Origin of the sequence: Bartonella sp. P0282 (assembly GCF_048452985.1) — a bacterium.
GTDB classification, from domain to species: domain Bacteria; phylum Pseudomonadota; class Alphaproteobacteria; order Rhizobiales; family Rhizobiaceae; genus Bartonella; species Bartonella choladocola.
In genome coordinates, this window is record NZ_WTFO01000003.1 from 134,600 (window position 1) to 148,130 (window position 13,531).

Here is a 13,531-nt window from a genome sequence, read left to right on the forward strand (position 1 = left end):
TAGTGAAACATTTGCGTGGAATTGGTTAAATAATCCGGTTTTGATCTTACAAAACCCGCCATTATAAAAGCGGCATTGGTCGGGGAAGGCGGCAAAAAAACGCGTTTTTTAAGGGAGAATATCCGGCAAAATGTTTGTTTGATACGCTTTGCTAATTCATTGTTTCTTCACTCACACGTTTTTCAGGCGGGCGTTTAGGCCAGAAAGACGCTAGTGATAGGATATTATCGCAACCTCTCCGTTTTCTGCCACCGGACATTTGAAAGCTTAAATTTTTAAAGAAGACTGCAATAGCAACCAAGGCATATGGCGGTCTTCAAAGTGCCGAATGCGCTTCATAAAATGGCAAAAACCGGTTTTTCCAAGTCTTGAATTTCAACGCTTTCATGATTTGTTTTTGCCCTCTTGCACGTTCCCTCTTGCCCGATCTCTATTCCCTAGTCCCCTTAACCTAATCCCTCTTCCCCGATCTTTCTTCTCTGGTCCCCCTAGCCTATCCCCTCTTGCCCGATCTCTCTTCTCTGGTCCCCCCTATCCTAATCCCTCTTCCCCGATCCTCTGCACTAATCTGTAGTGAAATTTTCTTTTTGTTTTTTTGAATTGCGTTTTGCGCCGCAGGCGGGAACGCACGCCGCCAAACCTGCCGGACTTTGTGCAAAGCACGAAGGGAGGGCTTCTTGCGTCGGGCAGATTATCGCTTCTAACCGGTTCTCGCGTCAGGCCATCTCTCACCTCAGGCCATCTCTCACGTCACGTAAGTTCTTAACGCAGGTAAAGAACGACTGCGCTATTCCAGCTTCAGGCCGGTTCCCGCTTCAGACAGGCTCATGCTTCGGGCAAAGCACGAAGGGGCTTCTTGCGTCGGGCAGATTATCGCTTCTGACTGGTTCTCGCGTCAGGCCATCTCTCGCGTCAGGCCATCTCTCACGTCACGTAAGTTCTTAACGCAGGTAAAGAACGACAGCGCTATTCCAGCTTCAGGCCGGTTCCCGCTTCAGACAGTCTCATGCTTCGAGCAAAGAATGATCGGATATATTCTCGCGTCAGGCCATCTCTCACTTCACGCCGCTTCACACTTCAGGCAGGCCGAATTGACGAAGCCAGTTTTCAATTGCCGGTTCTTTCGTCAATTCCGGATTGTTCAACCAATCAAGATTATGCCGTGAGAAAAAACCCGTTTCACCCGATTCGAGCCGGTTGATAAAATTCAACCGGTGTTCGGTCAGTTGGAAACAGTTATACCTGCCGTAATGGTGATAACCTCCGGTTGTACCTGTATGGCAATCGGCATAGAAGCGAGTTGCGACAACAATAAAGTGTAATAGAATTGCACACTATGGGCATCAATCGGTTCTTCGGGAACTTGCCCGTTATATAATTCAAGGAATTTTGCCGGCACGCGCAACATTTTTCCGCTTACCTTGAGTTGGAAAGCGCGTTTACCGTTTTCTTCGCCGATTTCGACAACAATATCGCCACCGCGAGGAATCGAAAAATTGGCCACCAGAATAAGATTGAGCAATAATTTGACTTCATTCTTTGGCAAAAGCAGGCGCGGTGCTTTCCAGTCAAGATTGCCTTTTTCATTTTCCATATAATTTTTGGCAACATTTTCGGCGTCGCCACTATCAATTTCGCTTCCCGCTGAACCGGCTGCACCGAATGCAATGCGGGCAAATTGCAATTTTGATGAAGCGTTGACCGCAGACATGCGGATAAGCTCCATCGCATCTTCCTGTGCATCACCTTCATCATAAAGTTCAACGCCATTATTGATGGCTCCGACCGGAGAAATAAGGTCGTGGCAAATGCGGCTGCATAATAATGCTGCAAGATCGGCTGGGCTTAATGTAACGGCGAGAGGCATAATGAAAACTCCAAAAACTGCGTTTTGGCTTGGCTTTAATCCAAAACCCTTAAGATTCCATGGACAGATGAAGATTCGATGGAAAGCCAGACAATATTTTCCGGAACAGGCTGAAAATTGTCCTGAAAAGGTGCACGTCTCTAGGCATCACCCTATCTCTTTCACAAAAACTTATGCGCCATTTCGGGAGTTTTTATCATTCTTAAGAATTTAAACAACTTTGCCCGATAGAATCACATGAAACCGGATCTTTGCACAAGCCGAGATCTTACCATTGAGTGACCAGAAGAGGTGAAACACTATGATCCGTTCCATCCATATTCAGTGGCGTAAAGTCGTTTTTCTCTTTGCGTTGGCATTATTTGCAACTGGCGGATTGACCCCGTTGCAGGCTCAAACGCAACCACAGAACGGGCGATATACGGCTCAGGAAATTGTCGACTCCGGCCACCGCTTTTTTGGTGATGCTGCCGGCAGTATGGCAACAGCAATTGAAAATGTCTTTTCAAAATATGGTTTGCCGAACGGTTATATCCTTGGCGAAGAAGGTTCCGGTGCTATTATTGGCGGCCTCACTTATGGCGAGGGTACGCTTTACACAAAAAACGTTGGCGACCATAAGGTTTTCTGGCAGGGGCCAACCATAGGCTGGGATATTGGCGGGCAAGGGTCGCGTTTGATGATTCTGGTTTACGAACTTGACAGCGTTAACAACCTTTGGGGGCGTTATGCCGGTATTTCCGGTTCGGCCTATTTTGTTGCCGGTGTAGGTTTTCATGTATTAAAAAAGGGCAATATCCTTCTTGTCCCTGTTAGAACCGGCGTCGGGGCGCGTTTGGGGGTCAATATCGGATATTTGAAATTGACACCGGCAGCCACCTGGAATCCATTTTAAACATTCGTCGGGCATCCGAGGCGTTTCATGCTTATCCAATCGGTATTGTTTTTCATTCTTGGCATTGCAGCCACGACTCTCGTTCTCATTCTCCTTTCTCCGGCGATATGGCGGCGTGCGCTTTATATTGCCCGCAAACAAATTGCCGCAGAAGTTCCCCTTTCGCTCACGGAAATCGAGGCCGACCGCGATTTTCTAAGAGCCAAACAAGCCGTGGAACTCGTCAAGAGAGATGAAAAATTCGAGCTTCTCGCCGAAAAATACGCGAATGAGAAGCGCAAGCTCGACCACGCAAAAGAAGAGCTTTACCGCCTTTCCCGTGGTGAAAATGGCGCGAATTTATCGCCCTGCCAACCGGATGCAAAGACAAAGGAAGGAGACGGCGAACAGCAACCTGCCGCTTCAACACACAATCGGGATGAAGAATTGCAAAATTTAAAAAATCGGATTGGCACATTGGAAGATGAACTTTCAGAAGCACAAAACAAGCTCGAAGCCCATAAAGTCACCAAAGACGACATCGAAAAATTCCGCGAATATATTATGGATGTTGCAGCTCAATTCACCGCGAAAATAGCAAATTCCGAAGGGGCATCTTCGCCCATTCCCGACCTTGTAAAAAAAGCCCGCGGTAAAAAAAGTTTGGCTGCCCGTATCAAAGGTGATTTGAAAGAAAAAACAACCCATTCGGGGGGAGCATCCCGCCGTAAGAAATCCGCAACGCCAAAGGCTGCAAAACAGCCAAAACAGAGTTGAACCGTGGGGTTGACGATCAAATATGGCCTTAGGCCAACGATGAGGACTTCAAGCCAAGCTGGCGCGAAATAGAAGCTGAAGCAATCAACCGGAAAATTGAAATATCGATTGTGCTTTGACCGGTTCTTTTACCTTCCCGAAAATTATCGACATGTTGGCGCGCCGCAGGCTTCAGCCTGCCGGAATGCCTGCACGTCAGACCGTTGGATAGTCAGAGTGGCGGGCAATTAGAATATCGGGGGGTAGAATATCGGGGGGCAGAATATCAGCCAATTAGAATATCGGGGGGCAGAATATCGGGGCGCAGAATGGCAGGTCATCAAAAAACTCCGGCCAACCGGAATTTCGGGCGGCCTGAATGTCGGGAGTCGGCACTTGCCACAATCTTGCATAAAGGGGAATCCACCGTCCGATGCGGCGGGTTTCGACATTATTACCTGAAACAATGGATCACCTGAAACAATGGTTCAAGCCTTTTTGGCAAAGCTTCGGCTGTGTTTACCTCCCCCAATATGAAAGGTTCACTTGGTTCGGGGCGTGGTTGAAGCGCGATTACAAGCTTTCCGTTGTTTTTCCCCGCCATGTCCTTCACACGAGTCACAAATGAAAATCGCCTTAGGTCAATTTCGGCTCTCTTTTGGTTGAAGCAGTCTTTTTGTCATGGTTTTCGCAAATAGCCGCTTTGAAGCTGAAAACAATCTTCCGTAAATCAGAATTGCTCCAACGGCATGAGCGGAAAAAGGCCTTGCGATAAATAGAGGGAATGCGCTTACAAGGGACAAAAGAAATGCGCGGGCAAAGAAAATGCGCAGGCAAAAGGGAAACTGCCGCCAAACCCGCCTCTTCACAAGAGAAAGCTGTGAATCAAAGCAGATATGTGCGCGGGAAGGTTTTCGCCTTATAGCCTAAGCCGTTCAAAATGGTATAAATATCAAACTGGTTCCGCAGCTGAAACGGGATGGGCGGCGGCAAATTTCAAAAACGCAAAAACCACCTTCCATGGTGGTTTAACAGGAATCAGTCGGATGCTTGAAAAAATATTCCACTTGAAAGCAAACAATACACGCATTGGCATTGAAATTGGTGCTGGTCTCACAACCTTTCTCACCATGTCCTACATCCTTGCCGTCAACCCCACTATTCTGGGCGCTGCCGGAATGGATAAGGGGGCGGTTTTTGTTGCGACTTGTATTGCTGCCGCAGTCGGCTGTTTTATTATGGGATTGCTTGCCAATTGGCCGATCGGCATGGCGCCCGGTATGGGGCTGAATGCATTTTTTGCCTATTCGGTTGTCATTACTATGGGCTATAGCTGGCAACAGGCTTTGGGGGCGGTTTTTCTTTCGGGCGTTGTCTTTCTGATATTGACAGCAACGGGTGTCAGGCAATGGCTGATTGCGGGTGTGCCGAAATCGTTGCGCAGTGCCATAGGCGCCGGAATCGGTATGTTTCTGGCCATTGTAGCGTTCCAGAGTGCGGGCATTGTTATCAATAATGATGCGACATTGGTCGGACTTGGCGACGTTACCAAAGCAGCCCCCGTGCTTGCGGGAATCGGGCTTTTTATCATTGTCGCGCTTGATGCTTTCAAAATACGCGGCGGCATTCTGATCGGCATTATTGCGGTGACAATCCTGTCTTTCATCTTCACCGATGACGGCTACAAGAGTTTTCAAGCGCTTGTCCATTCGGGTGGAATTGCGCTTCCTCCTTCTGTTGCGCCGACCTTTCTTAAGCTTGATATTTTGGGCGTATTACATACCGGTATTTTCCATGTGCTTCTGGTTTTCGTGCTGGTTGAAATATTCGATGCCACCGGAACACTGGTCGGCGTTGGCAAACGCGCCGGACTTATTCCCGACGACAAGCCGAATAATCTCGGACGCGCGCTGTTTGCCGATAGCACGGCCATTCTTGCAGGCTCCCTGATCGGTACAAGCTCCACCACCGCTTTTGTGGAAAGTGCATCCGGTGTTGCAGCAGGCGGTCGTACAGGGCTTACCGCCATCACTGTCGGGGTGTTCTTCATATTGGCACTGTTTTTCGCGCCCGTAGCACTTTCTATTCCCGCCTATGCCACCGCACCGGCTTTGATTTTTGTCGCTTGTCTCATGATGCGCGAATTTGCCGAAATCAACTGGAACGACATTGTCGAAGCCGTACCGGCAGCACTCACCGCTCTTTTGATGCCCCTTACCTATTCCATTGCCAACGGATTGGCTTTCGGCTTCATCAGCTATGCTGTTTTAAAAACAGTGACAGGAAAATGGCGCGAAGTGCATCCCGCAACGTGGATTATCGCTCTCCTTTTCATCATCCGCTTTTTGATTGAAGGCGGGGTGTTCTGAGCGATACAGGCTGCATTCCGCTTTTTTAAGCCGCCATTACCAATCAATGGCGGCTTTCGCACTTTCTTGAAACACCTTTTCTTGAATACAATGTTCCGGCAGTGTGAACATTCGTCTTGGAACAGGTGAATTATCGCCACACCCGATTACAAAGCCCGATTACAAAGCCCGCTTGCAAACCGGATTATAAACCGGATTACCGGTTTTATTTTTACCGCCCGACATTCTTCCAAATCGCTTTGTTGTCTTTCATATCGGCGTTTGCACTTTCATACAGGCGTTTGCGCTTTTATACAGGCGTTTGCACTTTCATACGGGGCGTTTGCGTTTTACTATCGGCGTTTGGCTTGTTTTCCTGTTGCCTCCCGTCACTGCCCGAATGTGCCAAACTGTTTCTCTCATGACCGGAACGAATAAATTTTGTTATTTTCCCGTTTGTGGCGGCGAATAGCCTTTCATGAGCTGTCTGTTTTCATGAACCGGTTTTTCTGAACAACAAAATCGGCTTCTTCTCTATTGTCGTTCTTTTATTCGCATTGCTTTTGTCAATAATTCTCAGCCTTCAAGCGGCAAATTGAAAAAAGCTGCACTTTTAAAGCTGTCACCATGAAAGAAAAAGGCCGGTAAACCGGCCTTTCTTCAAACCAAATCTATTTTTGATAGTGTGCAATTGCTGTTTTCACACTGTCAAACAATTTCTCACTTGCCGTAAAATTCCCGTATCAGGCTGATAATCTTGTCCTGATCGCTTTCCGGCAAATAAGGATGCATTGGCAAGCTCAAAACATGATCGGCAGCGTGTTCCGAAACCGGCAGGCCACCTTTTGCTTGCGGGAAATGACGATAGGCTGTCTGCAAATGCAACGGTTTGATGTAATAGATCATGGACGGAATGCCGGCATTTTTCAAATGAGCCTGAAGCTTGTCCCGATTTTCCACACTGATTGTATATTGTGCATAAGCCGAACGCGTTCCTTTTGCAATTTCCGGCGTTTTGACAACATCCTTCAAACCATCGCTATAACGCTTGCCGATTATGGCGCGTTTTTCCATCTCGTCTTCGAGAATATCGAGTTTCTGCAACAAAATGGCAGCCTGAATCGTATCAAGACGCGAGTTCAAGCCGATGCGGACATTGTCATATTGTGACGAGCCTTTGCCATGGAAATAGATTGAACGCAGACGCTCGGCAAGGTCATCATCATCGGTAAACATTGCCCCGCCATCACCATAGCAACCGAGCGGTTTTGCCGGATAGAAACTGGTTGCACCGACATTGCCGAAAGCACCGCACATAGCATTATCATGCTTTCCGCCAATGGCTTGGGCTGCATCTTCAATAACAAACAGGTTTTCTTTGGCTGCAATTGCCGAAATTCTGTTATAGTCGGCAGGAAGACCGAACAGGTCAACCGGAATGATTGCCCGCGGTGTCAGACGGCCTTCTTTTTTAATCATCGCAATGGCTTCTTCAAGCTTTTGCGGATCCATATTGTAAGTATCAGGCAGAATATCGACGAAAACCGGCTCTGCACCGGTCAATGCAACAACTTCGGCGGTTGCAGCAAATGTAAAGCTTGGGCAGAAAACAGCATCTCCCGGTCCGATATTTTCGGCCATTAGCGGCATCAGCAATGCGTCAGTGCCGTTCGAGCAGCCGATCACATGTTTGACGCCGATATAATCGGCCATACGTTTTTCAAATTCTTCGACTTCCGGTCCGAGAATATATTTGCCGCTTTCAATCACATGGGCAATAGCCGTATTGATTTTGTCTTTAATACGCGCCCTTTGCGCTCCAAGATCTATAAATTGCATATTCACTCCGTTGCTATCAATTGTTTAGCTGGCCGAATCATTCACTGGCACGGCTCGCCTAGCATAACGCCCTAAAACGACAATAGATAATCAAAGTTCTATGACGCATGTAACAGCTTTTTACATAATTTTTTTCATATTCTTATTTCTTTGCCGTATCTTTATTTTTTGCCTGCGTTTTACCGGCAATTTCCTTTGCCTTATGATGCACACTGCCCGCCGTCAGAATACGCAGAACGGCAATGGCTTCATCGCCATTGGTGCGCGGTTCCTCGCGGGTTTCGATACAGTGCAGAAAATGCTGCAATTCGCGGGTAAGCGGCATCGCCTCTTCTACCGGAATATATTCCGGCTCGTCGGCGGTAAATGCCCATTGATTGTTATCCTGCCAAACCTCGAAACGATAAATGGCAAGCTTTCTTCCCCACGGTTCGACATCATCGAACACGGCCATGGCTTTGGTGCCAACCACCGTCAAACGCCGTTCGCGATAGGGATTGAGGCGGGAAGCAAAAAGGTGGCTTCTCATGCCATTGGGAAATTTCATATGGACATGGGCAAAGTCGGACAAATTGTCGATAATCGCCGCGCCCTCGCCGTGAATTTCCGACGGTTCACATTTTGTTATAGCCAGAATCATTGAAAGGTCGTGGGGCGCGAGATCCCAGAGTGCATCACTTTCTGTGTGGAATTTGCCAAGTCCCAGACGGTGGGCATGAATATAGCGCACTTCGCCCAATGCCCCCTGATTGACAAGTTCAAGCAGTTTTTCAAATGCCGGATGGTAGCGCAAAACATGCCCCACCATAAAAATACGCTTGTGTTCGCGTGCAATGCGCACTTCGCGCTCTGCATCCTCGACATTGAGCGCTATCGGTTTTTCAACCAGCACATCCTTGCCGCCTTCAATCGCCCTGATGGCGTTTTCCGCATGAAACTGCGGCGGCAGTGCCAAAACCATAGCATCTATATCTTTGCGGGTGAAAACTTCTTCAACGGGGATTGCCTCGACATCATGTTCGGCTGCAAACCCTTCCGCACGGTGGACATTCACGTCGGAAACGGCTGCGAGCGCTCCCAGACTTTTCAAGGTACGTATGTGATTGCTCCCCCAATAACCACATCCCAAAACTGCTACGCGTGGAGCCATTGTCTATGCCTTATCCTTATTGCTGAACTGAAAAGCAATATCTTATCTGTTCAATATCGGTGATGAACGCCATTGACAAGAGAAAAGCTCAAAAACGATGCTTGACAGAGTGGGATTGAACCCATTATATCCCCGCCACGGCTAAATGTTTTTTAAAAAGACATTTTTTGTGGCGGAGTAGCTCAGTAGGTCAGAGCAGAGGAATCATAATCCTTGTGTCGGGGGTTCAAATCCCTCCTCCGCTACCAAAGCCGCTCAATCGCCCTTTATTTCCCGAAAAGTTCCAATTTGCTTCTTCTAGACCAAAAAAGCTGTCGCCCCGCTTTTTTGTGCCCTCCCCCGAAATCACATCTTTTTTCCTGATAAAGATGTCGCCCCGCCTTTTCGTGCCTTCCCCGAAATCACAACTTGTTTCCTGATAAAGATGTCGCTCCGCTTTTTTTGTGCCTTCCCCGAAATCACATCTTTTCCCTGATAAAGATGTCGCTCCGCCTTTTCGTGCCTTCCCCGAAAAAACATCTTTTTTACTGATAAAGATGTCGCCCCGCTTTTTCGTGCCTTCCCCGAAATCATAACTTGTTTCCGAACATTGTCGGTTAAAGTCATCAATCATATTCAACAGCCGGTAACATGAAACCAAACAAACTTAGAACCGGCGGCATTTCACAGGGCAAGGTCAATTATGGACTGCCCCGACCGGTTCTCTCGTGAACGGTCGTTCTCGTTCGTGTTCAGGCCGTATTTCTTCAGCCGATTCTGATTGAACGGGCAATTTTAGCGCAGATATGACTTACAGCTTGAATTGATAACCGGAAACGGGGTTAGACTTTAAAGGAAAAACCCGTTTTCATTTCTCTCTCATATTGTTGTTTAATTGCTAAATAGTCATGATCTTCAAGATAGTTCGGGAAGTCTTTGCCATTTATGTACGCCAGCCTTGATTCCTCGTTAATCCGGTCGTGAACATTTTTAAGCAAATGATAGAGTTCACTATCAATATCGAAATTCTTTGCCGCAACTCCGTTGCGTTTGGCTGAAGCTTCATATTCAGACACGATATGCGCCCGTTTATCATTCCAAAGGAATGTCTGCTTTTCCTTTACCCCTGCCTTATCCAATGACCTTATACTGGCTTCTTGTGCAGCAGCATAATCACCTGATTTGTTATATTCAGCCCAAAAAGCATCAAGCGTCTGCTTCTCAAGAAAGAAAGTAGCATTCGCTTTATCTTCCTCATTATAAAATCCATCTTCATTGAGAAGAATAGAGGCCAAATCCTCGCGCGAAAGGCCATCAAACGACTTCGGATCAGCGGTCAAATCAAATTTTACGGGTTTAGTTTCTTGTTTTTGCCCTGACGCATCAGCTTTGGGTGAAGCATCAGCTTGGCGTAAAGATGATGTTCGAGACTTTGCCTCGGTTATCTGCCGGGGCAAGATATTAGTATATGAAGTATTTATCATGTTACAAACCTTGAATTGGCATGTACTGTCATCATGTCAGCCAAGTGCCTGATAGCATTTTTCATAAATGCAATTATTATTATATCAAGAATTATGATTATTAGCAACTTTATCGGCATTCAATGCCGATCGTTATTTTTTGAAGACAATTGCAAAATAATATTTTTTCAACGAAGGGCGATTCGTTTTATTTGCCTTTTCCTCGGCCTTTCCAAATGCTTTCGACAAACTTGTTTGCATTTTCTATTTCAAACAATTTTCTATTTCAAACTTGTTTTGGAACGGAAGCTATTTGCTGACGATTGTTGAAAAACCGGCAGGTTGTCCCGTTTCCCTTTGTCAAAGCAAAAACAGCAAGAAAAAAATCGCAAGCCGTTAATTCAAGAAAAATGGCTCCGGCAAATGTGGTGTCACGCCTCTAATCGTGTAAACGTTCCGACACAAAAATGACGGGGAAAAATGCGGTTCTGCTTCTATTAAAAAAGTCGTTAGAATGACATTTATTTCTTGATAGGCTAGTTTTATAGCTTACTGAAAATGGCTTTATTGATAAATTGGGGTTATGAAAGTGACAAAGAACGACGAGAAAAAAACCTTGTCGTCGTTTTGAAAACAATGACCGCAATTTTACATTATTGCGCCCGATAACAGAGAATATTGATGAATCTTTCAGATATTGAAATAGCCCGTCAAGCAACCAAACTGCCCATTGGCGAAATTGCCGCAAAACTTGATATTCCTTATGAGGATATTGTTCCTTACGGGCATGACAAGGCAAAAATTAGCGCAAAATACATCGAGACGCTCAAAAACAATAAAAACGGCAAACTCATTCTGGTGACTGCCATTAACCCGACACCGGCAGGTGAAGGAAAAACCACAACCACAATTGGCCTTACCGATGCGCTCAATCATATTGGCAAAAAGGCTGTTGCATCGTTAAGAGAACCGTCTTTGGGGCCGAATTTCGGCCAGAAAGGTGGTGCAGCCGGTGGCGGACGTTCGCAAGTCATTCCGATGGAAGACATCAATTTGCATTTTACCGGCGATTTTCACGCCATCACATCGGCCAATAATCTTCTAGCTGCCATGGTGGATAACCACATTTATTGGGGCAATGAACAGAATATCGATTCCCGCCGGATTACATGGAAACGCGTGGTCGACATGAATGATCGCGCGCTTCGTGACATTGTTATTTCCCTTGGCGGGGTAAAAAACGGGTTTTGCCGCCAAAGCGGGTTCGATATTACGGTGGCCTCCGAAATCATGGCAATCTTCTGCCTTTCCGAAAACCTTGCCGATCTCACAAAGCGCTTGGGGAAAATCATTATCGGTTACCGTTACGACAAAACACCCGTTACTGCTTCCGACATTCACGCAGAAGGCGCAATGGCAGTTTTGTTGCGCGATGCATTGGCGCCCAATCTGGTTCAGACAATCGAACACAATCCGGCTTTTATCCATGGCGGGCCTTTTGCCAATATTGCCCATGGTTGTAACTCGGTCATTGCCACCAAAACCGCGTTGAAGCTTGCCGATTATGTGGTTACAGAAGCGGGTTTCGGTGCTGATCTTGGAGCTGAAAAGTTTTTCGACATCAAATGCCGCAAAGCCGGATTGAAACCCGACGCAACGGTGATTGTTGCAACAATTCGTGCATTGAAAATGAATGGCGGCGTTGAAAAAGCCGATCTTGCCCACGAAAATGTTGCGGCATTGAAAAAAGGTACTGCCAATTTGTTGCGCCATATTTCCAATATGGAAAAATATGGTGTACCGGTCATTGTGGCCATTAATCATTTCAATTCCGACACCGATGCGGAAATAGAGGTTTTAAAGAAGGCCGTTGTTGAAACGGGCCATCAGGCCATTATGTGCCGCCATTGGGAAAAAGGTGGCGAAGGTGCAGAAGACCTCGCCCGTGCTGTCGTGCAAATGATTGCCGAAAACAAAAGCAATTTCCACCCGCTCTATGCTGACGATTTGTCGCTCGAAGAGAAGATCGACACGATTATACGCGAGATTTATGGCGGGCGTGGTGCGAATATTCCGGCCAATATTCTGAACCAGTTGAAGGCTTGGGATGAGGAAGGTTACGGGACTTTGCCGGTCTGCATGGCAAAAACACAATATTCATTTTCCGCCGACCCGAAACTGCTGGGTGCGCCGGAAAATTTCACCATTCCGGTACGTGAAGTCAAACTCTGTGCAGGAGCCGGATTTGTTGTGGTTATTTGCGGTGATATTATGACTATGCCGGGGCTTCCCCGCCATCCTATGGCTGAAAAAATTCACCTTGGTGAAAACGGCGAAATCGAAGGCCTTTCCTGACCCCTCAACCATATTCATAAACACTTTCAAACCGTCGGCTTAATTATTTGGCTGGCGGTTTGCACGTCTTTATAGCGTGCAAATGCTCAAGATTTTGGCCGCCTGAATGCACAAGGCTTGATAACGCTCAAATGTGCAAAGCTTTGGTACGCCTGAATGCGCAAGACTTGATAACGCGCCACTGATCGAGATTTTTAAGTTTTCCTCATTTTCGGCTATTTCGCCTCATTTCACCTCGAGATTTTTAAGATTTTGACTGATCTTGGCTGCCTCTGCCTTTTATAGCTGCTCAAGATGTCATTGCGCGGGACTCATGGCATTGCCATTCCTGTGTGTTTCTGTGCCTTCTCCGCTCTTTGCCTCGTTATTCCGTCTCCCCATTTTTTCCCCTTGAAGCCTTTTCTTTCTGTTTTTCTGCCTTGCTATTCCTTCCCTATCAATCCATAGCTTTTCTGATCGCCCTCACCTTTCTTTCGCCCTTCTGTTCCTTCTCTATCAAGACGCGCCTTTGCTGATCGGCTCCTGCCTTTTCCACGCCTGACTGTTCCGACACCCTGTTCTTCCTTCACCTTGCTGTTCCCTCTCCTCGCTATTCCTTTCGCCCTTCTATTTCTTTTCTTCTCTGTTCCTTCCCTATAAAGCAGTGCCTGTCTCGAATGGCTTGCACCTTTTCCTTTGTTTTCATTCCTTTGTCCTTCCATTCCCCTCTCCTCGCTGTTTCTCCTCACCCTTCTCTTCCTTCCTTTTACTGTCCCTTTCCTATCAAGACGCGCCTGTCCCGAACGGCTTGCACCTTTTCCTGTCTCCCGTTCTGTTTTGCGCTTTCAAATTGCGGCTTCAGGCCTTTGCCCCTTGTCCCGCGCTTTTCTTTTTTCCAGTCGCTGTTTTCAGACCATGGAA

The 13,531-nt window shown here is 46.9% G+C and carries 10 protein-coding genes and 1 tRNA gene; 5 read left to right on the forward strand and 6 right to left on the reverse strand.

Features of this window, described 5'->3' with window-relative positions:
• Nucleotides 1-1,222: 1,222 nt before the first annotated feature.
• A complete protein-coding gene (chpT, locus tag GQS64_RS09635) occupies nt 1,223-1,867 on the reverse strand; it encodes a histidine phosphotransferase ChpT (protein ID WP_077993066.1) in 645 nt (214 codons plus the stop codon).
• Nucleotides 1,868-2,168: 301 nt separating this feature from the next.
• Here chpT and GQS64_RS09640 point away from each other — a divergent pair, with 301 nt between their 5' ends.
• From GQS64_RS09640 to GQS64_RS09650, 3 genes are all read left to right on the forward strand, one after another.
• Nucleotides 2,169-2,762: a DUF1134 domain-containing protein gene (locus GQS64_RS09640; protein WP_198231415.1), complete on the forward strand. Its 594-nt coding sequence runs from the start codon at nt 2,169-2,171 to the stop codon at nt 2,760-2,762.
• A 27-nt stretch (nt 2,763-2,789) separates the two neighbouring features.
• A complete protein-coding gene (locus GQS64_RS09645; protein ID WP_198231416.1) occupies nt 2,790-3,518 on the forward strand; it encodes a hypothetical protein in 729 nt (242 codons plus the stop codon).
• A 1,025-nt stretch (nt 3,519-4,543) separates the two neighbouring features.
• Nucleotides 4,544-5,866, forward strand: a complete 1,323-nt coding sequence (locus tag GQS64_RS09650) for an NCS2 family permease (RefSeq protein WP_077993074.1) — start codon at nt 4,544-4,546, stop codon at nt 5,864-5,866.
• Between the two features lie 699 nt (nt 5,867-6,565).
• Here the strand turns inward: GQS64_RS09650 and GQS64_RS09655 are convergent.
• Complete coding sequence (locus GQS64_RS09655; protein ID WP_198231417.1) at nt 6,566-7,684, reverse strand: DegT/DnrJ/EryC1/StrS family aminotransferase; 1,119 nt, start codon at nt 7,682-7,684, stop codon at nt 6,566-6,568.
• Between the two features lie 142 nt (nt 7,685-7,826).
• Nucleotides 7,827-8,834 carry a Gfo/Idh/MocA family protein gene (locus tag GQS64_RS09660; protein ID WP_077993077.1) on the reverse strand — a complete coding sequence of 336 codons (1,008 nt, stop codon included), beginning with the start codon at nt 8,832-8,834 and terminating at the stop codon, nt 7,827-7,829.
• 171 nt (nt 8,835-9,005) lie between these two features.
• On the opposite strand from GQS64_RS09660, the gene GQS64_RS09665 reads away from it, so the two are divergent.
• Nucleotides 9,006-9,082 (forward strand) — tRNA-Met (locus tag GQS64_RS09665).
• Here GQS64_RS09665 and GQS64_RS09670 read toward each other — a convergent pair.
• Together GQS64_RS09670 and GQS64_RS09675 are read right to left on the reverse strand one after the other, a co-directional pair.
• Nucleotides 9,061-9,447 (reverse strand): hypothetical protein, encoded by a 387-nt coding sequence (locus GQS64_RS09670; RefSeq protein ID WP_198231418.1) that lies wholly within the window; start codon nt 9,445-9,447, stop codon nt 9,061-9,063. The two genes, GQS64_RS09665 and GQS64_RS09670, sit on opposite strands and share 22 nt — an antisense overlap.
• Before the next feature lie 208 nt (nt 9,448-9,655).
• A complete protein-coding gene (locus tag GQS64_RS09675) occupies nt 9,656-10,297 on the reverse strand; it encodes a hypothetical protein (protein WP_198231419.1) in 642 nt (213 codons plus the stop codon).
• Nucleotides 10,298-10,957: 660 nt separating this feature from the next.
• Between GQS64_RS09675 and GQS64_RS09680 the strand changes: the two genes are divergently transcribed.
• Nucleotides 10,958-12,631, forward strand: coding sequence for a formate--tetrahydrofolate ligase (locus GQS64_RS09680; RefSeq protein WP_198231420.1), 1,674 nt, complete (start codon nt 10,958-10,960; stop codon nt 12,629-12,631).
• A 422-nt stretch (nt 12,632-13,053) separates the two neighbouring features.
• On the opposite strand, the gene GQS64_RS09685 is transcribed toward GQS64_RS09680, so the two are convergent.
• Complete coding sequence (locus GQS64_RS09685; RefSeq protein ID WP_198231421.1) at nt 13,054-13,332, reverse strand: hypothetical protein; 279 nt, start codon at nt 13,330-13,332, stop codon at nt 13,054-13,056.
• Between the last annotated feature and the right edge of the window lie 199 nt (nt 13,333-13,531).